20 protein-coding genes are annotated in these 23215 nt (G+C 73.3%); 8 read left to right on the top strand and 12 right to left on the bottom strand.

Translation table 11 applies throughout. The features are described 5' to 3' along the window. The first annotated feature begins 138 nt into the window (after positions 1–138). A complete protein-coding gene (gene ppc / locus V6U88_RS09335) occupies positions 139–2925 on the top strand; it encodes a phosphoenolpyruvate carboxylase (protein ID WP_334451604.1) in 2787 nt (928 codons plus the stop codon). 63 nt (positions 2926–2988) lie between these two features. Here the strand turns inward: ppc and V6U88_RS09330 are convergent, their stop codons facing one another. Next, positions 2989–3795, bottom strand: coding sequence for a hypothetical protein (locus tag V6U88_RS09330; protein ID WP_334451602.1), 807 nt, complete (start codon positions 3793–3795; stop codon positions 2989–2991). Positions 3796–3849: 54 nt separating this feature from the next. Here V6U88_RS09330 and V6U88_RS09325 point away from each other — a divergent pair, with 54 nt between their 5' ends. Beyond that, on the top strand, positions 3850–5013 hold the full coding sequence (locus tag V6U88_RS09325; RefSeq protein WP_334451600.1) for a DNA recombination protein RmuC: 1164 nt from the start codon (positions 3850–3852) through the stop codon (positions 5011–5013). 148 nt (positions 5014–5161) lie between these two features. Then, positions 5162–8479 carry a S8 family serine peptidase gene (locus V6U88_RS09320; protein WP_334451598.1) on the top strand — a complete coding sequence of 1106 codons (3318 nt, stop codon included), beginning with the start codon at positions 5162–5164 and terminating at the stop codon, positions 8477–8479. A 187-nt stretch (positions 8480–8666) separates the two neighbouring features. On the opposite strand, the gene V6U88_RS09315 is transcribed toward V6U88_RS09320, so the two are convergent. Further along, positions 8667–9101, bottom strand: a complete 435-nt coding sequence (locus V6U88_RS09315) for a hypothetical protein (protein WP_334451596.1) — start codon at positions 9099–9101, stop codon at positions 8667–8669. Between the two features lie 38 nt (positions 9102–9139). Next, a complete protein-coding gene (locus tag V6U88_RS09310) occupies positions 9140–10126 on the bottom strand; it encodes a 4-hydroxy-3-methylbut-2-enyl diphosphate reductase (protein ID WP_334451594.1) in 987 nt (328 codons plus the stop codon). 184 nt (positions 10127–10310) lie between these two features. Between V6U88_RS09310 and xseA the strand changes: the two genes are divergently transcribed. Together xseA and V6U88_RS09300 are read left to right on the top strand one after the other, a co-directional pair. Beyond that, positions 10311–11525 (top strand): exodeoxyribonuclease VII large subunit, encoded by a 1215-nt coding sequence (gene xseA / locus V6U88_RS09305; RefSeq protein ID WP_334451592.1) that lies wholly within the window; start codon positions 10311–10313, stop codon positions 11523–11525. Positions 11526–11547: 22 nt separating this feature from the next. Continuing rightward, positions 11548–11760 carry an exodeoxyribonuclease VII small subunit gene (locus V6U88_RS09300; RefSeq protein ID WP_334451590.1) on the top strand — a complete coding sequence of 71 codons (213 nt, stop codon included), beginning with the start codon at positions 11548–11550 and terminating at the stop codon, positions 11758–11760. 114 nt (positions 11761–11874) lie between these two features. Here V6U88_RS09300 and V6U88_RS09295 read toward each other — a convergent pair whose 3' ends face one another. Together V6U88_RS09295 and V6U88_RS09290 are read right to left on the bottom strand one after the other, a co-directional pair. Continuing rightward, positions 11875–12720, bottom strand: coding sequence for a hypothetical protein (locus V6U88_RS09295; RefSeq protein WP_334451588.1), 846 nt, complete (start codon positions 12718–12720; stop codon positions 11875–11877). Between the two features lie 217 nt (positions 12721–12937). After that, positions 12938–13744, bottom strand: coding sequence for a DUF4245 domain-containing protein (locus V6U88_RS09290; protein ID WP_334451587.1), 807 nt, complete (start codon positions 13742–13744; stop codon positions 12938–12940). Positions 13745–13903: 159 nt separating this feature from the next. Between V6U88_RS09290 and glpX the strand changes: the two genes are divergently transcribed. Further along, positions 13904–14938 (top strand): class II fructose-bisphosphatase, encoded by a 1035-nt coding sequence (gene glpX / locus V6U88_RS09285; RefSeq protein ID WP_334451586.1) that lies wholly within the window; start codon positions 13904–13906, stop codon positions 14936–14938. After that, positions 14935–15906: a DMT family transporter gene (locus tag V6U88_RS09280; RefSeq protein WP_442934598.1), complete on the top strand. Its 972-nt coding sequence runs from the start codon at positions 14935–14937 to the stop codon at positions 15904–15906. Before glpX ends, V6U88_RS09280 begins: the two co-directional genes overlap by 4 nt. Positions 15907–15940: 34 nt before the next feature. Here the strand turns inward: V6U88_RS09280 and V6U88_RS09275 are convergent, their stop codons facing one another. Beyond that, positions 15941–16858 (bottom strand): NAD-dependent epimerase/dehydratase family protein, encoded by a 918-nt coding sequence (locus V6U88_RS09275; protein ID WP_334451585.1) that lies wholly within the window; start codon positions 16856–16858, stop codon positions 15941–15943. A gap of 139 nt (positions 16859–16997) precedes the next feature. On the opposite strand from V6U88_RS09275, the gene V6U88_RS09270 reads away from it, so the two are divergent. Continuing rightward, complete coding sequence (locus V6U88_RS09270; RefSeq protein ID WP_334451583.1) at positions 16998–17687, top strand: TetR/AcrR family transcriptional regulator; 690 nt, start codon at positions 16998–17000, stop codon at positions 17685–17687. 9 nt (positions 17688–17696) lie between these two features. Here the strand turns inward: V6U88_RS09270 and V6U88_RS09265 are convergent, their stop codons facing one another. The 6 genes from V6U88_RS09265 to V6U88_RS09240 all read right to left on the bottom strand — a co-directional run bounded on the left by V6U88_RS09265 (position 17697) and on the right by V6U88_RS09240 (position 23019). Continuing rightward, positions 17697–18665 carry an NAD(P)/FAD-dependent oxidoreductase gene (locus V6U88_RS09265; protein WP_334451581.1) on the bottom strand — a complete coding sequence of 323 codons (969 nt, stop codon included), beginning with the start codon at positions 18663–18665 and terminating at the stop codon, positions 17697–17699. Positions 18666–18783: 118 nt separating this feature from the next. Next, complete coding sequence (locus tag V6U88_RS09260) at positions 18784–19434, bottom strand: rhomboid family intramembrane serine protease (protein WP_334451577.1); 651 nt, start codon at positions 19432–19434, stop codon at positions 18784–18786. 115 nt (positions 19435–19549) lie between these two features. Then, a complete protein-coding gene (locus tag V6U88_RS09255; protein WP_334451576.1) occupies positions 19550–20239 on the bottom strand; it encodes a lytic transglycosylase domain-containing protein in 690 nt (229 codons plus the stop codon). A 284-nt stretch (positions 20240–20523) separates the two neighbouring features. Continuing rightward, on the bottom strand, positions 20524–21939 hold the full coding sequence (locus V6U88_RS09250; protein ID WP_334451575.1) for a PhoH family protein: 1416 nt from the start codon (positions 21937–21939) through the stop codon (positions 20524–20526). Positions 21940–22289: 350 nt separating this feature from the next. Next, positions 22290–22643 carry a hypothetical protein gene (locus V6U88_RS09245; protein WP_334451574.1) on the bottom strand — a complete coding sequence of 118 codons (354 nt, stop codon included), beginning with the start codon at positions 22641–22643 and terminating at the stop codon, positions 22290–22292. Positions 22644–22674: 31 nt separating this feature from the next. After that, positions 22675–23019 (bottom strand): hypothetical protein, encoded by a 345-nt coding sequence (locus tag V6U88_RS09240; RefSeq protein WP_334451573.1) that lies wholly within the window; start codon positions 23017–23019, stop codon positions 22675–22677. Positions 23020–23215: the final 196 nt, after the last annotated feature.

Raw genomic sequence — 23215 nt, 5'->3', positions numbered from 1 at the left:
ACGCCGAGGCCGGGTGAGCGCGGACGACGAGCGTGGGGAAGGTGACATCCCGGGCCCCCTCCTTACCGGCGGCTCCCCACGGATACGATCGGCGGAGTCGGACAGCGCTGTCCTTCGTACTCACGTAAGGAGCGCATGGTGACCGACCAGCACGACCACGACGGCCCCGACGCCGCCCTGCGGGCCGACATCCGCCGCCTCGGCACCCTGCTCGGCCAGACCCTGGCCCGCCAGGAGGGCCGCCCCCTGCTCGACCTGGTCGAGGAGATCCGCGCCCAGGTCCGCTCCGACGCCCCGGCCGCCGCGCAGCGGCTCGGCGGGCTGGACGTCACCACCGGCACCAAGCTGGCCCGCGCCTTCTCCACCTACTTCCACCTGGCCAACATCACCGAGCAGGTGCACCGCGCCCGGGACCTGCGCCGGCGCCGGGCGGTGCACGGCGGCTGGCTCGACCAGGCGGCCAAGATGATCGCCGAGCGCGGCGTGCCGGCCGAGGAGATCGCCGCGGCGGCCCGCCGGCTCGCGGTACGCCCGGTCTTCACCGCCCACCCCACCGAGGCGGCCCGCCGTTCGATCCTGTCCAAGCTGCGCGCCATCGCCGACGAGCTGGACACCGAGACCACCAACGCCATCCTCTACGGCGCCAGCGACGAGGGCCCGGCCAACCGGCGCCTGGCCGAGCTGCTGGACCTGATGTGGCAGACCGACGAGCTGCGGCTGGACCGGCCGGACCCGACCGACGAGGCCCGCAACGCCATCTACTACCTGCGCGACCTGCACGCCGAGGCCGCTCCGCAGGTGCTCGACGACCTCGCCGACACGCTGCGCACCCTCGGCGTGGAGACCTCGCCGACGGCCCGCCCGCTGACCTTCGGCACCTGGATCGGCGGCGACCGGGACGGCAACCCGTTCGTCACCCCGGCGGTCACCCGCGAGGTGCTGCACATCCAGCACGAGCACGGCATCACCGCCACCGAGGCGGCGATGGAGCACCTGATCAACGAGGTCTCCGTCTCTCGCCGGCTGCGCGCGGTGTCGCTGGACCTCTCCGCCAGCCTCGCCGCCGACCTGGACGCGCTGCCCGAGGTGGCGCCCCGGTTCCGCCGGGTCAACGCCGAGGAGCCGTACCGGCTCAAGGCGCGGTGCGTGAAGGCGAAGCTCGCCAACACCCGGGAGCGGCTGCGTCAGGGCACCCCGCACGTGCCGGGGCGGGACTACCGCGGCACGGCCGAGCTGATCGCCGACCTGGAGCTGCTGCGCGCCTCGCTGGCCCGCAACTCCGGGCAGCTCACCGCCGTCGGCCGGCTCGCCTCCACCATCCGTACGGTCTCCGCGTTCGGCCTGCACCTGGCCACCATGGACGTGCGCGAGCACGCCGAGGCGCACCACGCGGTGCTGGCCCAGCTCTACGCGGCGGTCGGCGAGGTGTCGGACTACCCGTCGCTGACCCGGCTGGAGCGGACCAAGCTCCTCGCCGACGAGCTGACCGGCCGGCGGCCGCTGTCGACCCTGGACACTCCGCTGACCGAGAACGCGCAGAAGACGTTCGACGTGTTCGGCGCGATCCGGGAGGCGCAGGACCGGTTCGGCGCCGAGGTTATCGAGTCGTACATCATCTCGATGACCCTCGGCGTGGACGACGTGCTCGCCGCCGTGGTGCTCGGGCGCGAGGCCGGGCTGGTCGACGTGCACAGCGGGCGGGCCCGGATCGGCTTCGTGCCGCTGCTGGAGACCCCGGCCGAGCTGAACGCCGGCGGCGAGCTGCTCGACGAGCTGCTGTCACTGCCCGCCTACCGGGCGCTGGTCGCGGCCCGGGGCGACGTGCAGGAGGTGATGCTGGGCTACTCCGACTCCAACAAGGAGGCGGGCATCACCACCAGCCAGTGGTCGATCCACCGGGCGCAGCGGGCGCTGCGGGACGTGGCCGCCCGGCACGGCGTGCACCTGCGGCTCTTCCACGGCCGGGGCGGCACGGTCGGGCGCGGCGGCGGGCCGACGCACGACGCGATCCTGGCCCAGCCGTACGGCACCCTGGACGGCGCGATCAAGGTGACCGAGCAGGGCGAGGTCATCTCCGACAAGTACACGCTGCCGGCGCTGGCCCGGGAGAACCTGGAGCTGACCGTGGCGGCGGTGCTCCAGGCGACGCTGCTGCACACCGCGCCCCGCCAGCCGGCCGAGATGCTGGAACGCTGGGACGCGGCGATGGACGTGGTCTCCGAGTCGGCGTTCCGCTCGTACCGGGGGCTGGTCGAGGACCCGGACCTGCCGGCGTACTTCTGGGCCTCCACCCCCACCGAGCTGCTCGGCGCGCTCAACATCGGCTCGCGGCCGGCGAAGCGCCCCAACACCGGGGCGGGGCTGGGCGGACTGCGGGCCATCCCGTGGGTGTTCGGCTGGACGCAGACCCGGCAGATCGTGCCGGGCTGGTTCGGGGTCGGCTCCGGGCTGGCGGCGGCGCGGGCGGCCGGGCTGGAGGACGTGCTCGCCGAGATGAACCGCAACTGGCACTTCTTCCGCACGTTCCTGTCGAACGTCGAGATGATGCTGACCAAGACGGACCTGAGCATCGCCCGCCGCTACGTGGAGACCCTGGTCCCGAAGAAGCTGCACCCGATCTTCGACAAGATCGAGCAGGAGTACGAGCTGACCAAGCAGGAGGTGCTGGCGGTGACCGCCTCGCCGGCCCTGTTGGAGAACTCGCCGGTGCTCCAGCGCACCCTCGCGGTGCGGGACACCTACCTGGAGCCGCTGCACCACCTCCAGGTGGCGCTGCTGCGGCAGTACCGGGACTCCGGTGCCGCCGGGCGCGCGGTGGCGACCGCGCCGGGCGGCCGTCGCGCGCCGAGCGACGGTACGGCGTTGGAGCGGGCCCTGCTCACCACGGTCAACGGCATCGCCGCCGGGATGCGCAACACCGGCTGACGAGCGACGCGAAAGGCCCCGGTCACGCCGACCGGGGCCTTTCGCGTGTGGTTCAGCCGGCGGTCACCAGTCGCCGCCGCCGCCGAAGTCCCCGCCCCCGAAGTCGCCACCGCCGAAGTCGCCGCCACCGAAGTCGCCCGCCTGGTCGGCGCCGCCGAAGTCGCCCTGGTCGCCGGCGTCCGCGCCCTGGTCACCGGCGTCCGCGCCCTGGTCGGCGCCGTCGTTAGGGCCTTCCTGGTAGCCGGCCTCGTAGCCGTAGCCCGGGTCGGCGAAGGCCGGCGAGAAGAGCGCGTCGGCGATCAGTAACCCGCCGAGCACCCCGGCGCCCGCGCCCAGCGCGGTCTTCCACCACGGCGTCGAGTACCAGCCGGCCGGCACCGGCCGCCCCTGGAAACGCCCACCGGGGTAGTAGTAGGGCGTGTCCCCGCCCGGCTGCGGGCCGGCCTTGAACGTCTGCCCCTGCACCTGCACCTGGCGTTCCTTGGTCAACTCGCCGGTGCCCTGCGCGGCGGCCAGCGGGGGCAGCTCCGGCCCCGGGTCCAGGCCGAGCGCCACCCGCGCCGCGCGGGCGTACGCCAGCCCCTCCAGCGCGGTCTCCCGGGCCAACCGGTACTGCTGGACCGTCGCGGCCTGCTCCAGCTGGCTGCCCGCGGCGTTGTAGCGCTCCGCCGCGTCGACCAGCGCCTGGCGTACGGCCGGGGCGTCGCCGTGCAGGTTCATCACCTGCCCGCCGAGGCGCTCGTACCAGCGCTGGGCGTCGGCGCGCACGTCGGCGAGGCTGCGCGCCTCGCGGGCGGCCTGCTCCCGCCGCCACCAGACGAACCCGCCCACCAGGAGCACCACGAGAACCGCCACGAGCAGAAGTTCCATGGCGCTGAACGTACCCGCAGACGTGCGGTCGTACCCGTTTGGCAAGCTCTGGTGATGGACTTCTCGACGCTGGCCGTGGTGGTCGTCTGCCTCGTCGCCGGCGGTGCGGTGGGCTGGTACGCCGCCCGGGCCCGGTCGGCCACCGAGATCGCCCGCTTGGAGGCGACGCTGGCCGCCACCCGGGAGGGCGAGGGGCGGCTGGAGCAGTCGATGCGGGCGCTGAGCTACGAGGCGACCGCCCAGTCGCAGGAGGCGGTCGCCCGGGCGGTGGCCCCGCTGCACGACACCCTGCGCCGCTACGAGCAGCGGGTGGGCGAGCTGGAGCGCGACCGGGTCGACGCCTACGCCGAGCTGCGCGAGCAGGTCCGCGCCATGAGCACGGTCTCCGGCGAGCTGCGCACCGAGACCAAGCAGCTGGTGGCGGCGCTGCGGGCGCCGCAGGTGCGGGGCCGCTGGGGCGAGCACCAGCTGCGCCGGATCGTCGAGGCCGCCGGCATGCTGGAGCACTGCGACTTCAACGAGCAGGTCACCGCCGCCACCGACCACCAGGGGGTACGCCCTGACCTGGTGGTCCGGCTGCACGGCGGCCGGACGGTGGTGGTGGACGCCAAGGCGCCCTTCGACGCGTACCTGACCGCGATGGAGGCACGCGACGAGCGGGGGCGGGACACCCACCTCGACGCCCACGCGCGGCACCTGCGGGCGCACGTCGACGCGCTGGCCGCGAAGTCGTACTGGTCGGCGTTCGACTCGACACCGGAGTTCGTGGTGCTCTTCGTGCCGGCCGATCCGTTCCTCGACGTGGCGTTGCAGCGCGACCCGACGCTGCTGGAGCACGCCTTCGCCCGCGACGTGGTGCTGGCGACCCCGGCGACCCTGGTGGCCCTGCTGCGTACGGTCGCCTACTCCTGGCGGCAGGAGGCGCTGGCCCGCAACGCGGTCGCCGTCCACTCGCTGGCCCGCGAGCTCTACGGACGACTGTCCACCCTGGGCGACCACGTCGGCAAGCTCGGCTCCTCGCTCGGCGGGGCGGTCACCGCGTACAACCGGGCGGTGGGCTCGCTGGAGGCGCGGGTGCTGGTCAGCGCCCGCAAGTTGGCCGAGCTGGGGGTTTCCGACCAGGAGTTGGCCGCCCCGGCCCAGGTCGAGGTGGCGCCCCGCCAGCCGCAGGCCCCGGAGCTGCTCGACGCCCCGTCCACGGTGGACCGGTCCGCCTAGCGTCGCGGATGTGACAGTACGCATCTGTGCATGTCACGAAGTGGTCACAAGGTACCGCTCGGTAGTGACACCACCACGACGCAGCACAAAGGATTCGCTCACGCGTGCCCTGTCATCTCAGGGCCCTGTTCTCTGGAGGAAAGAGAACGTGAGCAGACCCCGCAATCTGAGCCGGCGTACCTCCGCCGGGCTCTTCGCCTCGGTCGTGGCCGCCGGCGCCATGGCCGGTGCGGGCAGCGTCGCCACCGCGAGCGCCGCCCCCGCGACCAGTCCGGACGCTCCCGCCAACGCCGTCGAGACGCTGGGCGCGCACGACGCCAAGCTGCTCGCCGAGGCGGAGGCGAAGCACGCGCCGACCGTCACGCTGATCGTCGCCACCGACAAGGGTGAGGCGAAGGACGTCGCCGACGCCGTGAAGAAGCTCGGCGGCACGGTCAGCCAGCGCTTCGACTCCATCGGGTACGTGCTGGCCAAGGTCCCCACCGCGAAGGTGCTCAAGACCGCCACGCTGCCCGGCGTCGCCGCGGTCGACCTCGACGAGATCATCCAGCTCCCGGACCCGACCCCGGAGTCCGCGCCGAACGGCGCGACCGCCGCCGAGCAGGGCGAGACCCTGGCCGGGCCGGGCGCAGGAACCGGCGCCGTCAACCCGTACATGCCGACCAACGAGACCGGCGCCGAGGCGTTCAAGGCCGCCCACCCCGAGTGGGACGGGCGCGGGGTCACCATCGGCATCATGGACTCGGGGGTGGACCTCGACCAGCCGGCGCTGCAGAAGACCACCACCGGCGAGCGCAAGATCGTCGACTGGGTCACCTCGACCGACCCACTCGAGGACGCCACCTGGCGCGCGATGACCACCGAGGTGACCGGCCCGACCTTCACCATCGGCACCACCAGCTGGACGGCCCCGGCCGGCAGCTACCGGTTCGCCACCTTCCGGGAGTCGATCACCGCCCCGGCCGGCGCGACCAGCGAGGTCGGCGGTGACGTCAACCGCGACGGTGACACCACCGACTCGTGGGGGATCCTCTACAGCACCGACACCCACGACATCCGGGTGGACGTCAACGGCAACCGCGACTTCACCGACGACGAGCTGATGCGCCCGTACAAGGAGAAGTTCCAGGTCGGCCACTTCGGCACGGACAACCCGGCCACCGCCGTCCGCGAGCAGATCCCGTTCGTCGTCGAGTACCGCGAGGACGTCGACCTCAACCCGGGTGACGGGCAGCCCGGCCCGTACGCCGACTTCGTCAACATCGGCATCGTCCAGGCCACCCACGGCACGCACGTCGCCGGCATCACCGCCGCCAACGACATGCTCGGCAACAGCGCCTTCGACGGCGCGGCCCCCGGCGCCAAGCTGGTCTCCTCCCGCGCCTGCACCTGGACGGGCGGCTGCACCGCCGCGGCCCTCACCACCGGCATGGCCGACCTGGTGATCAACCGCAAGGTCGACGTGGTCAACATGTCGATCGGCGGCCTGCCGGCGCTGAACGACGGCTCGAACGCCCGCGCCCAGCTCTACAACAGCCTGATCACCACCTACGGCGTGCAGCTGTTCCTCTCGGCCGGCAACTCCGGCCCGGGCCTGAACACCATCGGCGACCCGTCGGTGGCGTCCAACGCGGTCAGCGTCGCGGCCAGCATCAGCAAGGAGACCTGGCTGGCCAACTACGGCTCGGTGGTCCGCAAGGACAACGCGCTGTTCAACTTCTCCTCGCGCGGTCCGCGGGAGGACGGCGGTCTCAAGCCCAACATCGCCGCCCCCGGCTCGGCGATCTCCACCGCGCCGACCTGGCTGCCGGGCGTGCCGGTCGCCGAGGCCGGCTACCCGCTGCCGCCGGGCTACCAGATGCTCAACGGCACCTCGATGGCCGCCCCGCAGGCCGCCGGCGCCGCCGCGCTGCTGCTCTCCGCCGCCCGGGCCAACGACCAGGGCGTCACCCCGGCCGCGCTGCGCCGGGCCATCTACAGCTCGGCTCAGCCGATCGAGGGCGTCGCCACCTACGCCCAGGGCTACGGCATGTTCAACGTGCCGGGCGCCTGGGAGCTGCTGGACCAGGGCGTCGAGACCCGCTCGTACACCTCGGACGCGCCGGTCTGCACCGAGCTGTCGAAGAACCTGACCCGCTACGACGCCGGCACCGGCACGTTCGTGCCGAACCCTGACCGCGGCGCGGGCGTCTACAACCGCTGCGCCGCCGGGCAGGGTGGCCAGAAGGTCAACCAGACGAAGACCTACAAGGTCAAGGTCACCCGTACCAGCGGACCGGCCGGCAACATCCGGCACGACGTCACGCTCCGCGGCAACGACGGCACCTTCACCGCCCCGCGGTCGGTGGTGCTGCCGCTCAACAAGACGGTCACCGTCAACGTGGTCGCCAAGCCCCGCACCGACGGCGCGCACGGCGCGCTGATGACCATCGACGATCCGGCCACCAACGTGGTCGACTTCGAGGTCTCCACGGTGGTGGTCGTCTCCAACGACGTGCGGCAGCCGGCGTACTCCTTCTCGGCCGAGGGTTCGGTCGACCGGAACAGCTTCACGTCGTACTTCGTGACCGTCCCGGCCGGCGCGGGCGCGCTCCAGGTCAACCTCTCCGGCATCGCCACCGGCTCGCAGACCCGGTTCATCGCCATCAACCCGTACGGCATCCCGGTGGAGAGCACCGCCAGCACCGCCTGCTACACCAACTTCTCCAACGTGGCGGCCTGCAAGCCGCAGGAGCGGGACTACCAGAACCCGATCCCCGGGGTCTGGCAGATCGAGGTGGAGTCCCGGCGCACCTCGCCGTCGCTGAACAACCCGTTCCAGCTCCAGGCCCGGGTGCAGGGCGTGCAGGTAGAGCCGGCCACCGTCGCACTGCCGTCGGTGACCGCCGGCACCCCGACCCAGGTCTCCTGGGGCCTGACCAACACCTTCGGCCCGGTGTCGGTGACCGGCCAGGGTGGCGCGCTGTCCAGCGTGCACGCCGAGCGGCCGACCATCGCCCAGGGCGCGCAGCAGGAGTACATGGTGACGGTGCCGGCCGGGGCGACCAGCTTCACCGCCCGGATCGGCAACACCGCCGACCTCGGCGCCGACCTGGACCTGTCGGTCTTCCTGGGCGCCACCCGGGTGGGCAGCTCGGCCGACGGTGACTCGGAGGAGGCGGTCACGCTGAGCAACCCGGCCGCCGGCACCTACCGGGTGGTGGTGGACGGCTACGCCGTCGACGGTCCGGGCACCAGCACCGCCTACGACTACCGGGACTCGTTCTCCGCGCCGTCGCTGGGCACGCTGTCCGCCCCGGCCACCCCGCTCCCGCTGAACCACGGCGACACCGCCGCCCTCACCGGTACGGTGACCGCCCTGTCCGCCCCGGCCGCCGGCCGAGAGCTCTACGGCGACCTGGCCGTGACCACCACCGAGGGCGCGGTCATCGGCCGCGGCTCGGTCGCGATCGGCGCGGTGAACTGATCACCGCCTGACGGCGGTCCCGCGACCGCCACGCACCACAGGAGCCCGTCCCCGGTCCCCGGGGGCGGGCTCCCCCCTTCCGCCCTCCCCCGCCCCCTTGCCGCCACCCCGGCGATCATGAAGTTGGCGGTGGCATTCGTCCGTTTCACTGCCGCCAACTTCATGATCAAGAGCGGCGGGGAGGGGGTCAGGAGCGGCGGGCGGACTCGACGACGAAGGGAGTGCCCTGCTGGCAGGTGGTCATCATGTCCGGCTTGGCCTGGCCGGTGACGGTGACCTTGGCACCGACGGTCAGGACGTCGCGGGGGCCACCGATGAGCTGGTAGCCGCCGACCAGGAGGCAGCCGGGCTCCACGCCGGCCTCGATGGTGCCGGTGATCGTGTTGGCGCCCGGGCCGGGCGGCAGGCTGGGGCCCACCGGCGGTCGCTTCGTGGGCGGCACGGTCGGCGGGACGCCGGTCGGGTCGCCCGGCTGCGTCGGGTCGCTGCTGGGCGAGCTGGTCACCGGCGATCCTTCCGAGGGGCTGGCGGTGCCCGTACGGTCGTCGCCGGCCTGACCGCCGCAGGCGCTCAGCGCCGCGCCGACGACCAGGGCGGCGAGGACCATCCGAGGAGTCTTCATACCCATTCCGACGTGGCCGGCCGGGGATCCGTTCCCGGTCAGACCCGGGCGGCGGCGGCCTTCATGTCGCGCTTGAGCTCCTGCGGCAGCGAGAAGGTCAACCGCTCGTTGGCGGTGGTGATCTCCTCGACGTCGGTGAAGCCCCGCTCGGCGAGGTGGGCCAGCACGTCCTGCACCAGCTCGTCCGGCACGCTCGCGCCAGAGGTGACGCCGACCGTGCCGGCGCCGGTCAGCCAGGCGTCGTCGATCTCGTGCGCGAAGTCGACCAGGTGTCCGGCGCGGGCGCCGGCGTCCAGGGCGACCTCGACCAGGCGCACCGAGTTGGAGGAGTTGCGGGAGCCCACCACGATCACCACGTCGCACTCCGGGGCGATCTCCTTCACCACGTGCTGGCGGTTGGAGGTGGCGTAGCAGATGTCGTCGCTGGGCGGCGACTGGAGCAGCGGCAGGCGCTGCTTGAGCCGGGCCACGGTTTCCAGCGTCTCGTCCACCGAGAGGGTGGTCTGGGAGAGCCAGACGACCTTGTTCGGGTCCCGCACGGTGACCTTGTCGACGCCGTCGGGGCCGTCGACCAGCTGGATGTGCGCCGGGGCCTCGCCGGCGGTGCCGACGACCTCCTCGTGCCCCTCGTGGCCGATCAGCAGGATGTCGTAGTCCTCGGCGGCGAAGCGCTTCGCCTCCTGGTGCACCTTGGTGACCAGCGGGCAGGTCGCGTCGATCGCCTTCAGCGAGCGCGCCCTGGCCTGCTCGTAGACCTCCGGGGCGACGCCGTGGGCGGAGAAGATGACGGTGGCGCCCTCGGGCACCTCCTCGTTCTCCTCGACGAAGATCGCGCCCTTGGCCTCCAGGGTCTGCACCACGTGCTTGTTGTGCACGATCTGCTTGCGCACGTAGATCGGGGCGCCGTAGAGCTTGAGCGCCTCCTCGACGGTCTGCACCGCCCGGTCGACACCCGCGCAGTAGCCGCGGGGCTTGGCCAGGAGCACGCGCTTGCCGGTCCGGGGGGTCGTCTCAGCCTGGGTCACCCGACCATCGTACGTGTCCGCTTCTGGGGCGGCAGCCGCTGCGACCCGCACCACAGCCCCCACGGGGAGCACCACCGTCGCGATCACCGAGCCGGGGCCGCCGGTGCTCACCGCCCGCCCCGGCGAGCGGCACGCGCTGTCGGGGCTGCCGCAGGTCGTCGGAGGCTGACCGTAGGGTGGGCGGGTGACCGACGCCCCGCGCAGCACCCCGGAGGAGCCCTGGCCGGTCCGGGTGGTCAGCCAGAAGGTCGGCGCCTGGATCGCCCGCCTCGGCTGGGTCTGGGTCGACGGCCAGGTGGCGCAGATCAGCCGCCGCCCCGGCGCCAGCACCGTCTTCCTGACCCTGCGCGACCCGTCGGCCGACCTCAGCCTGACCGTCACCACCAACCGGGACGTCCTCGACTCCGGCGCGCCGGAGCTGCGTGAGGGCGCCCGGGTGGTGCTGCACGCCAAGCCGGAGTTCTACGCGGCGCGGGGCACGCTGAGCCTGCGCGCCGACGAGATCCGCCAGGTGGGGCTCGGCGAGCTGCTGGCCCGGCTGGAGAAGCTCAAGAAGCTGCTCGCCGCGGAGGGGCTCTTCGACCGCGCCCGCAAGCGCCGCCCGCCGTTCCTGCCCGGCCGGGTCGGGCTGATCACCGGCCGCGCCTCGGCGGCCGAGCGGGACGTGCTCACCAACGCCCGGCGGCGCTGGCCGGCGGTGGAGTTCCGCACGGTCAACGTGGCGGTGCAGGGGCCGAGCGCGGTGCCGCAGATCGTCGACGCGCTGAAGGTGCTCGACGCCGACCCGAGCATCGACGTGATCATCCTGGCCCGGGGCGGCGGCGGCATCGAGGACCTGCTGCCCTTCTCCGACGAGGCGCTGTGCCGGGCGGTCTTCGCCTGTCGTACGCCGGTGGTCAGCGCGATCGGCCACGAGACGGACGCGCCGCTGGTCGACTACGTCGCCGACGTGCGCGCCTCCACGCCGACCGACGCGGCCAAGCGGGTGGTGCCCGACCTCACCGAGGAGGTCCGCCTCATCGGCCAGGCCCGGTCCCGGCTGGAACGCGCGGTCCGCAACCTGGTCGACCGCGAGTCGCACCGGCTCGACCTGCTCCGCTCCCGCCCGGTGCTGGCCCGCCCGCAGGTGATGGTCGACCAGCGGGCCGCCGAGGTGACCGCGCTGCGCGACCGGACGGGCCGCTGCCTGGACCATCGCCTCGGGGCCGCCGCCGACGACCTGCGGCACACCCTGGCCCGGCTGCGCGCCCTCTCCCCCGCGGCCACCCTCGACCGTGGGTACGCGATCGTCCAGCGCGCCGACGGCCACGTGGTACGCGCCGCCGACGAGGTGGCCAAGGGCGATCCGCTGCGGGTACGCCTCGCCGACGGCGAGCTGACCGCGACCGTCGACGGCTGAGGAGTGTGGTGGGATGGGTGCGATGACGGACGAGACCAAGGACGAGCGGCTCAGCTACGAGCAGGCCCGCGCCGAGCTGGCCCAGGTGGTGGAGAAGCTGGAGGCCGGTGGCACCTCGCTGGAGGAGTCGCTGGCGCTCTGGGAGCGCGGCGAGAAGCTGGCCGCGGTCTGCCAGCGTTGGCTGGACGGCGCCCGGGCCCGGATCGACGCCGCCCGGCAGGCCGCCGACTCCTGACGCCCGTCCGCGCCTGCGGGACGGCCGGGGCGGACGGACAGCCTGCCCGGCGCGACGGGAGGCACGGACAGCAGTGACGGGACGGCCGACAGCCGCCCCGCCACCGGAGTCGGCTCAGTTGAACAGGTTGTAGAACTCCTTGGGCGCCTCGACGACCTGGTCGGCCGGCGGCTTCTGCGCGGCGGCGGCGTTGCCGTAGTCCGAGTAGGTGACCTTGATGTCCTGCGCGGCGTTCTGGCCGGCGGCGGGAATCCGGACCACCATCTCGCTGAGCCGGCCCTGCGGGTCCAGCTTGGCGGTGAACGGCACCGACTTGGCCTGCGGGCCGAGCGCGGTCACCACGGACTGGTCGACCGAGCCGGCCTCGGCCGCCTTCGACACGTCGAGCGTGCCGGCGTAGGTGCCCTGGCCGGTCTGCCGGACCTCGGTGATGCCCTGGGTCAGCACCTCGCTGCCCGCCGGGTCGATCTTCTCGAAGTCGAAGCCCAGCGCCTTGTTGCCCTTGATCCGGGTCTGGTCGAGGTGCTGGTACTTGCCGAGGTTGAGCTTCTGCGCGCCGGGGATGCTGCCGGCGGACTTGCCGCCCAGCTCCAGCTTCACCCAGCTGTCCGGCTTGGCGTGGATCAGGTCGAGCTTCATCGACAGATCCGAGGACGCGTCACCGATCAGGACGCGCATCTCGGCGCTCTGGCTCGGCTCGTGCACCTGCCCCTCGGCGCTCGAACCGGCGCCGGACATGGTGAACCGGAAGTTGCCGTTCCTGATCTCGTTCGTGGAGTTGAGCAGGGCCTGCTTGGCGTCGCCGTTCACCGCGCCGGAGGCGCCCGGTGCGGCGCTGCCGGAGACCGTGGGGGACGCGGAGGCCCCCGCCTCGCCGGTCCCGGTGCTGTTGCAGGCGGCCAGGCCGGGGGTGAGCAGCGTCGCGGCGAAGACTGCCGCACTGAAGCGTCGAATGGTCACGTGAACCTCTCAGGTGGGTCGTCCGGCCCGCTGGGGCACCGGAAGCATGGCGTCGGGGCCTTGCACCTGCCCCGCCGCACGAGTCCCGTCCGGCCGACGGAACGAGCCGGCGAGGTCGCGTACCTTCTGTTCCCTGCCGCCGCGTTCGGCAATCCCTGTCCGGTCCACCTGGTGGAACGCCGCTGGTGTCGGCGCCGAGCCCGGAGGCCCCGCTGCGCTACCGCAACGAGCCGGCGAGCTGCCGCAGCTCGTTGTCCCGGGCGTCGCCGACGACGAGGATCGTGCGGTTCGGTTCGAGCAGCACCAGCGCCTGGTCGTTGCCCCGGCTGGTGTACCGCTGCCAGGTGCGCCCGCCCAGGTCGGTGGGGCCCTGCGGCTGCCCCTCGGCGGTCAGCTCGGCGGGCAGCAGCCGCTCCGCCGGTACGTTGCTCTGCAGCAGCTGGACGCCCCGCCCCTCCGGGGTGAGGTAGCCGATCCGGAGGTTGGCGCCACCCTCGACCGTGCGGTAGCTGGCGTTGACCGTACGCCAGCCGGAGCCCAGCCCGGCCGGCTCGCTGACCGGAAAGGCGTTCGCCGAGCGGGCCTGCTCGTAGGCCGGCGCGGGGTCGATCACGGTCGGCTGCTCGCCACCGAGGAAGCCGCGGTAGAAGGCGATCAGCAGGGCGATCGGGACGAGCAGCACCAGCAGCGAGAGCGCCATGTCCTTCGGCGACCGCTCGGAGCGGGCCTTCTCCCCGGGGGCGGGGCGTCCGGCGGCCGCCGGATGCGCCGGCGGCACGTCGGCGTCCACCACGGCGGCGTCGCGGGCCGGCTCGACCAGCGCCGGCTCACCCGCGCCTGCGCCGCCGCCGGCCGTCGTCTCCACCAGCGCCGCCTCGGCCGACGCCGGACCGGTGCCGGCCGGGCCGGTCGGCGGGCCGGACCCGGCCGCCGCGTCGGTCGCCCCGGTCGGGGTCACCGGCGGCTGGCCGTCGGGCGGGGTCTGGTCGGCGGGTACGCGGTCGGCAGGCTGTGCGGGGTCCACCGGTCCATTCTCGCAGCCGCGCGGGTGACCGATCCCGCCCACCACCGCCCCGCCCCGGCACCGGACCTGTCATCGTGTGAGGATCAGCGACAAAGCTGGCAGTGGCGAGCGCAGCACCCTGCCGGTCCCACCCCGCAACGTCGCGAGGAGGAAGCCGTCATGACGACGCACACCAGGACGCGGATCCCCCAGGATCTCGACCGCAACCTTGCCCTCGATCTGGTCCGGGTCACCGAGGCCGCGGCGATGGCCGCCGGCCGGTGGGTCGGCCGGGGCGACAAGGAGGGCGGCGACGGAGCAGCCGTCGACGCGATGCGCAAGCTGATCAACTCGATCCCGATGCGCGGGGTCGTGGTGATCGGCGAGGGCGAGAAGGACAACGCGCCGATGCTCTTCAACGGCGAAGAGGTCGGTGACGGCACCGGTCCCGAGGTGGACGTCGCGGTGGACCCGGTCGACGGCACCACGCTGATGAGCAAGGGCATGCCGAACGCACTGGCGGTGCTCGCGGTCTCCGAGCGCGGCGCGATGTTCGACCCGAGCGCCGTCTTCTACATGGAGAAGCTCGCGGTGGGTCCGATGTACGCCGACGTGGTGGACATCAACGCCGGGGTGGCCGACAACCTGCGCCGGATCGCGAAGGTCAAGGGCACCGACGTATCCGAGGTGACGGTCTGCGTGCTGGACCGGTCCCGCCACGACGATCTGGTCAAGCAGATCCGGCGGACCGGGGCGGGCATCCGGTTCATCTCCGACGGCGACATCGCCGGCTCGATCGCGGCGGCCCGGGGCGAGTCCGACGTCGATGTGCTGATGGGCATCGGCGGCACGCCCGAGGGGATCATCTCGGCCTGCGCGCTCAAGTGCATGGGCGGGGCGATGCAGGCCAAGCTCTGGCCGCGCGACGCCGAGGAGCGGGAGAAGGCGCTCGCCGCCGGGCACGACCTGGACCGGGTGCTGAGCACCGACGACCTGGTCACCGGGGACAACTGCTTCTTCGTGGCCACCGGCGTCACCTCCGGCGACCTGCTGCGCGGCGTGCGCTACCGGGCCGGCGGCGCGTACACCCAGTCGATCGTGATGCGCTCCAAGAGCGGCACCATCCGGGTGATCGACTCGTACCACCGGCTGGAGAAGCTGGCCCTGTACTCGGCGGTCGACTTCGACGGCCGGCCGCTGGCCGAGCAGGAGTGACCGCGACCGGGACGGCGGTCCGTCCGACCGTCCCGGCGTCCCGGCGGATCGCCGCGACCGGGCTGGCGACCGCCTCCGGGGTCGCCGTGGCCGTGCAGTCCCGGATCAACGGCGAGCTGGGCGTACGCCTGGCCGACGGGATCGCCGCGGCGGTGGTCTCGTTCGGGCTGGGCCTGCTGATACTGCTGGTGCTGGTCCCCGCCACCCCGGGTGGGCGGCGGGGGCTGCGCGACCTGCGCGCCGCGCTGCGGGACGGTTCGCTGCGCCCGTGGCAGTGCCTGGGCGGGCTGTGCGGGGCGTTCCTGGTGGCCACCCAGGGGCTGACCATCGGCACGCTCGGGGTGGCCGTGTTCACCGTGGCGGTGGTCGCCGGGCAGTCGGCGAGCAGCCTCGCGGTGGACCGGGCCGGGGTGGGCCCGATCGGCCGGCAGCCGGTGACGGCCAGCCGGCTGGCCGGTGCGGCGCTGACCGTGCTGGCCGTCCTGCTGGCGGTGGGTGACCGGCTGGGCGACCCGGGTGCCCTGGTGCTGGCCCTGCTCCCGCTGCTGGCCGGCGTCGGCATCGCCTGGCAGCAGGCGGTCAACGGCCGGGTCCGGGTCGCCTCGGGCAGCGCCCTGGCGGCCACGCTGGTCAACTTCACCGTCGGCACGGTGGCCCTGCTCCTCACCCTCGCCGTCGACGCCGCGGTCCGCGGCTGGCCGACCGGCACCCTGCCGGAGGAGCCGTGGCTCTACCTGGGCGGGCCGATCGGCATCGTGTTCATCGCGATCGCGGCGGCCATCGTCCGCTTCACCGGGGTGCTGCTGCTCGGGCTGGCCACCATCGCCGGGCAGATCGTCGGTGCCGTACTGCTGGACCTGGTCCTGCCGACCGCGGCCTCGCATCCGGGGCCGGCGACCCTGGCGGGCGCCGCGCTGACCCTGGTGGCCGTGCTGGTCGCCGCGCTCGGCCCGGCGCCCCGCCGCTGAGCCGGACCGGGCCGGCGGCGGGTGACCCCGCCGGTCAGCGGCGCAGGGCCGCCACGGTCTCCTCGATCGCCCGGTCCAGCGGGGTCGGCTCGACGCCGAGGGTGGCGGTGGCGGCGGTCGAGTCCATCCGGAACGGCCGGTCGAACTGGTAGGCGGTCTCGCGCAGTTCCCTCGCGAACGGGTTGGCCAGGCCGCCGAGCCAGAGCACCGGGTAGGGCATCCGGGTCAGCTTCGGCGCGGGCGCGGCGACCAGCGCCGCCGCCCGGGTGGCCAGCTCCCGCATGCCGACGGCGGGCGCGCTGGGCACGTGCCAGGCCCGGCCCCAGGCCCGCGCGTCGGTGGCGGCGGCGACGAGGGTACGGGCGACGTCCGGGATGTACGTCCAGGTGTGCGGGGCGTCCCAGTCGACCGGGAGGAAGACCCGCTGCCCGGCGAGCACCCGGGGCAGCACCAGCATCGCCAGGGACATGCCGTCGGCGCCGAGGTAGTCGGAGCCGCGTACCTCGGTGACCCGGGCCCGCCCGGCCCGGTGCGCGGCGAGGGCGTCGGTCCACATCCGGTTGCGTACCCGGCCCTTGGTGCCGGTGGCCGCGAGCGGGGTCTGCTCGGTCATCGGGCCGTCGACCGGGCCGTACCCGTAGAGGTTGCCGACTCCCGCGAGCACCGCGCCGGTCCGCTCGGCGGCGGTGAGCAGCGCGCCGGCCAGCGGCGGCCAGTCGGTCGCCCACCGGTGGTACGCCGGGTTCGCGCAGTTGTACAGCGCGTCCGCGCCCTCGGTCAGCGCGGTGAGCCGGTCGGTGTCGGCGGCGTCGGCGGCGACCCGCTCGACGGCGGGGTGCTCCGGCCCGGCCCCCCGACGGGTCACCACCCGGACGCGCTCACCGCGCTCGGCGAGGAGACGGGCGGTGGCCGTGCCGACCGGGCCGGAGCCGACGATCACGTGCAGCGACATGGGAACGCCTTTCGAAGCGGGGTTACGAATAGAGAGCACTGCTCTCGCTTGCCGCATCAGCATGACCGAGCGCCCGGCGCTCGTCAAGAGCAGTGCTCTCGTTTTTGATTGCCGCTCCGATTCATGGCACAGTGGTCCCATGCCCGCTTCCTCGATCCGCGCCCGGGTCCGCGCCGAGATGCTCGACGAGATCAAGGCGGTGGCCCGCCGCCATCTCGCCACCGACGGCGCCAACCTCTCGCTGCGGGCGGTCGCCCGGGACATGGGGATGGTCTCCTCCGCCATCTACCGCTACTTCCCGAGCCGCGACGACCTGCTCACCGCGCTGATCCTCGAGGCGTACGACGCGCTCGGCGACGCGGTGGAGTCGGCCGACGCCGGCGCCGACCGACAGGACCTGCGCGGCCGTTGGCACGCGGTGTGCCGGGCCGCCCGGGACTGGGCGCTCGCCCATCCCGCCGAGTACGCGCTGCTCTACGGCAGCCCGGTGCCCGGGTACGCCGCCCCAGACGACACCGTCCTGCCGGCCCAGCGCCCCCCGGTGACCCTGGTCGGCATCCTGCGGGACGGGCTGGCCGACGGGCGGCTCGACGTGCCCGCCGACGACCTGCCCGAACCGGTCCACGCCGACCTGGCCGAGATCGCCGCCGGGTTCTTCCCCGGCCTGCCGGAGGCACTGCTGGCCCGGGGCATGGCCGGCTGGACGCAGCTCTTCGGGCTGATCAGCTTCGAGCTGTTCGGCCGGCTCGACCGGGCGGTCCCGCACCGGGACGCGTACTTCGACCACCAGACCGGGCTGATGGCCGACCTCATCGGCCTGCCCCGCTGACGGTGCCGGTCAGCCGGCGTCGGAGGAGTGGCCGGGAAAGAGGTGGGCGCTCGGGTCGATGGCGACGGCGGCGTTGTTGACCGCGGTGGCCGCCTCGCCGAAGCCGGTGGCGATCAGGCGCACCTTGCCCGGGTACTCGGTGATGTCCCCGGCGGCGAAGACGCGCGGCAGGTTGGTCGCCATCGCGCTGTCCACCACGATGTGCCGGCGGTCCAGCCGCAGCCCCCACTCCGCGAGCGGGCCCAGGTCGGCGGTGAAGCCCAGCGCGGCGACCACCGTGTCGACCGGCAGGGTCTCCGCGTCACCGCCGCGCACGGTGATCTCGGCGGCGGTCACCGTCGCGTCCCCGTGCAGCCGGGTCAGCTCGGCGTTGACGATCACCCGCACCGGCAGGGCCAGCACCCGGGAGACCGTCGACGCGTGCGCCCGGAACTTCTCCCGCCGGTGCACGAGCGTCACCGAGCGGGCCAGCGGTTGCAGGGTCAGCGCCCAGTCGAAGGCGGAGTCGCCCCCGCCGACGATCAGCACGTCCTGATCGGCCAGCGCGGCCGGCTCGGGGACGAAGTAGACGATCCCGCCGCCGACGAAGCTCTCCGCCACCGGCAACGGGCGCGGGGTGAAGCTGCCCAGCCCGCCGGTGATCACCACCGCGCCGCAGCTCAGCTGCTCACCGCCGGCGAGCCCGAGCACCGGCCGGCCGTCGACGTGGGCGAGCTTCTCGGCGCGGGTGCCGAGCAGGTACTCCGGGTGGAACGGCGCGGCCTGGGCGACCAGGTTCGCCACCAGGTCCCGCCCCTTGACGGCGGGGAAGCCCGCGACGTCGAGGATCAGCTTCTCCGGGTACATCGCGGTGATCTGCCCGCCCGGCTCGGGCAGCGCGTCGATCACCGCCACGGAGAGCCCCCGGAACCCGGCGTAGTACGCGGCGAACAGGCCTGTCGGGCCGGCCCCGATCACCGCGACATCGACCTCGCGCATGGGCGTACCGTCGCTTTCCGCTGGCGGATCAACGCGTGCTGATGCCGACGGTAGGCCCGCCGCCCCGGCCGGGCAAGGACGTCCCGATCCTCGCCGCGCATTGGCGGGTCGGCCCGACTCAGGGCATCGTCAGGGTCGACTCCGAGTGGTACGGCCCGCCCGCCTCGGGCCGGCGGCGGAACAGGATCGCCGCGACCACCCCGCCGAGCAGCCCGAACAGGTGCCCCTGCCAGGAGATGCGCTCGTCGGTGGGAAGGATGCCGAGCAGCTGCCAGCCGTAGAGCAGGCCGACCAGCAGCACCACCGCCAGGTTCCACCAGCTGCGCTCCACCAGGCCCCGGGTGAGCAGGATGCCGAGGTAGCCGAAGATCACCCCACTGGCGCCGACGACCACCGAGTTGGGCGCGCCGGTGAACCAGACGCCGAGCCCGCTGACCAGCACGATGATCAGGGTGGACCAGAGGAAGCGCCGGGTGCCGGCGGCGAGCACGAAGGTGCCGAGCAGGATCAGCGGGATGCTGTTGCTGTAGAGGTGCTCGAAGCCGTGGTGCAGGAACGGCGAGAAGAAGACCCCGTCGAGGCCCTGGATGCGGTGCGGGATGATCCCGGCCGCCACGTCGAGGCCGAAGTCGAGCCCCTGGTCGACCGCCTCGATCAGGAAGAGGAACGGCACCACCGCGCACATGGCGACGAAGGCCCGGCCGAGGGCGGCGTAGAACGCGTCGGTGCCGAACCGGGTCGGGTCGCCGCCCGTCGGGTGCAGGGTCACCAGAAAAGAGCTATCAGCAATCGGTCCGGACCGCCACCTGGGCGGCGCGCCGGGCCGGGACGCGGCGAGGGCGGGGCGGGTGGTCGCCCACCCGTCCCGCCCTCGTGCGCGACGATCAGTACCAGCCGACGCTCTGGCTGTGCGACCAGGCGCCGCAGGGGTCGCCGTAGCGGCCCTTGATGTAGCCGAGGCCCCACTTGATCTGGGTCGCCGGGTTGGTCCGCCAGTCGTCTGCGACCGAGCCCATCTTGCTGCCCGGCAGGGCCTGCGGGATGCCGTACGCCCCGGAGGAGGGGTTGCTGGCCTTGTGGTTCCAGCCGCTCTCCTTGGTCCAGAGCTTGTCCAGGCACGGCATCTGGTCGATCCCGAAGCCGGCGTCGAGCAGCAGCGCGCAGCCGATCTCGCGGTTGCCGCTGAACTCGTTGCAGGACGCCGGGATCGGGCCGGTGAACGGCTTGGCCTTGGCCTCGGCCTCCTTGGCCGCCGCCTCCCGCGCCTTCTTCCGGGACGCCGCGGCGGCCTCGGCCTCGCGGGCCCGCTCGGCGGCCTCCTTGGCGGCCGCAGCGGCCCGCAGCTTCGCCTGGTACTCGGCGGCCCGCTGCTTGGCGGAGCTCCGCTGGTGGTCGGCCTGCCGCTCGCGCTGGTAGTCGTACTCGACCTGGTCGACCTGGAGGCCGACCTGCGCGGTCAGGCCCTGTTGCTGGGTTTCTCGGTCTTCGCCCAGGTAGAAGCCGCCGGCAACGCCCACGGAGAGCAGTGCGACAGCAGCCGTACGGGCGCCGAACCGGCTCCACAGCCGACTCACGAAGTGTCCCTTCGTCGGGGGCAAGGACGCGGCGCGGGCCGGCCGTCTCCGGACGCGGTCGTGCCGCGAGCGCCCCGACCGGAGCCGGTCGCAACCGACGCACCGACCCTCGCCGGGGCTCGTCCGGGGTGGGACGAACGATGCTCGACGATCTTGTCGGGGCGCGGGCGCTCGTTGGACACCATTGCGCACAGTGAGACTGATGGGAAACCAAGCGGCCCTTTTGTGACCTGCGCCACAAAGTGAATACGGATGAAAAGGGGCGTAACGAGAACCCGGAGCGGCTACTGGGGGATGTCCTCCAGCAGATCAGTCACCATCGCGGCGATCGGCGACCGCTCCGAACGGCTCAGCGTGACGTGCGCGAAGAGCGGGTGACCCTTCAGCGCCTCGATCACCGCCGTGACGCCGTCGTGCCGGCCCACCCGCAGGTTGTCCCGCTGCGCGACGTCGTGGGTGAGCACCACCCGGGACCCCTGGCCGATCCGGGACAGCACGGTGAGCAGCACGCCGCGCTCCAGCGACTGCGCCTCGTCGACGATGACGAAGGCGTCGTGCAGGCTGCGACCCCGGATGTGGGTCAGCGGCAGGACCTCCAGGATGCCCCGGGAGGTGACCTCCTCCAGGACGTTCTCGTGCACCACCGCGCCGAGGGTGTCGAAGACCGCCTGCGCCCAGGGCGACATCTTCTCCGACTCCGAGCCGGGGAGGTAGCCCAGCTCCTGGCCGCCGACGGCGTACAGCGGGCGGAAGACGATCACCTTCTTGTGCCGGCGGCGTTCCATCACCGCCTCCAGGCCGGCGCAGAGCGCCAGCGCGGACTTGCCGGTGCCGGCCCGCCCGCCCATCGAGACGATGCCGATCGACTCGTCCAGCAGCAGGTCCAGCGCGACGCGCTGCTCGGCCGAGCGGCCGTGCAGGCCGAACGCCTCCCGGTCGCCCCGGACCAGCCGGACGGTCTTGTCCGGCAGCACCCGGCCCAGGGCGGAGCCGCGGGCCGAGTGCAGCACCAGGCCGGTGTGGCAGGGCAGGCCCGCCGCGGCGTCCACGTCGAGCGTCTCGCCGGCGTAGAGGCGACCGATCTGCTCCTCGCCCAGCTCCAGCTCGGCCATGCCTGTCCAGGTGGGATCGCTGGCCTGGCCGTGCCGGTACTCGTCGGCCCGCAGCCCGACCGAGGCGGCCTTGACCCGCAGCGGCATGTCCTTGCTGACCAGCGTCACCTCCCGGCCCTCGGCGGCGAGGTTCAACGCCACGGAGAGGATCCGGGCGTCGTTGGACTCGTTGCGGAACCCCGGCGGCAGCACGCCGTCGTCGGAGTGGTTCAGCTCCACCCGCAGCGTGCCGCCCGCGTCGTTGGCGGGCACCGGACGGTCCAGCCGCCCGTGCTGGACCCGCAGCTCGTCGAGCATCCGCAGGGACTGCCGGGCGAACCAGCCCAGCTCGGGGTGGTGGCGCTTGCCCTCCAGCTCGGAGATGACCACCAGGGGCAGGACCACCTCGTGCTCGGCGAAGCGGTGGAATGCCGCCGGATCGGACAGCAGCACCGACGTGTCCAGGACGAACGCCTGGCCGGCTGGTCGGGGCTCCTCGGTGCCGGCCGGGGCGGCGGCCGTCGTGCGGCGGCTCCGGGTGGCTCGGCGGGTCGTGGCAGTCGCGGCCGGGGGCTGGTCGGCACCGGCGGTCGTACGGCGAGTCGTCACAGGCCTGCTCCGACGGATGGGCACCCGCCACCCGCGTTCCGCCTCCTCCGGTGCCCGGGGACACGAGGTCGGATGCGGAACCCCGTGCGCGAGGTCGCAGTTCCGGGCGGACCGGCTGACCCGGGAAAACCCCGTGCCATGCCTAGACGCTAGCGGCGCCGGGTCACCTCGGCTAGAGCTGAAGATGGATCTCCCTCGACCGGGGCGTGAACGGGCGGCGGACCGGCCGGGATGCATGCCCCCTGCGCGCATCCCGGCCGGGTGGGACCAGCGTCACCGGTCTGACGTGGCCCCGACGGTGCGCGCCCGCCGCGGACGACGCACCGGGTCGGTGCCGGCGTGGGCCGTGCTCAGCCCTGCCGCCGGACGAGGGTCCCGGTCGGGTGCCGGCCGGTGACCGGCGCGACCGGGGCGGTGAACGAGGAGCCGGTGTAGGTGGTGCCCTGGCGGCCGACCGTGGTGCTGGTGACCGTCGCGGTGGTCACCACCGGCGGCCCGCTCACCGGCCCGGCCAGGGCCGTGGCGATGGCGGCCTGGGCGTCCCGGCGCCGCCGGTTCCACGCCCCCCGGTCGCCGTCGAAGTAGCCCTGGCGGTAGCCGAAGCGGTAGCCGATCCGGTAGCTGAGCTGCCCGTGCAGCCGGCCCGCCGCGTAGCTGGTGGCACCGAGGACGAGGACGAGGAAGACCGCGAGGAAGGGGCTCATCCGGCGGCTCCGCCGCGCCGCGCCGGCCCGGTCACCGGTCCTCCGGCTCGATCGTGGTGGGGTCGACCACCAGGAGCCGGTCCAGGTCGTCGGTGCTGACCTCCTCGACCAGCTCGACGCTGATCCGGCAGCCGTCCAGGACGACCTCGGCGACCGAGGAGCGACGGATCTCGCCGCCGGCGTCGTAGACCCGGACGCTCAGCTCCGGACACCCGAGATGGGTACGCCAGGCGTTCCACTCCTCCCGGTCCCCCACGCTCAGTGACAGGTAGCGGCAACCTCGGGCGAGGTAGAGGCGCCACGGCGCGCTCAGTCCCGCGGCCACCCCCTCCGCGATCAGGCCGAAGGCCTGGGCGCGGGTCGCGAGCTCGGTCACCGCACCCCCCTCGCGCAGGGGGCGTGACGCATGTGAGCACTGATCGTCTCAAGCACGTGACACACCGTAGATTGTCCCATGAGCGTGACAGTATCAGCTTTTCGTCCGGTTACCGCCGCACCTAAGTCCTCCTATTCTGCCCAGGTGACACCCCTCGGAAAGGCCTCTGGATCGTTTACCCGCGCCCGAATACCGT

It is taken from the genome of Micromonospora sp. CPCC 205739 (assembly GCF_036906795.1).
Taxonomy (GTDB): Bacteria; Actinomycetota; Actinomycetes; order Mycobacteriales; family Micromonosporaceae; genus Micromonospora.
This window is presented reverse-complemented; position numbering and strand designations above follow the sequence as displayed.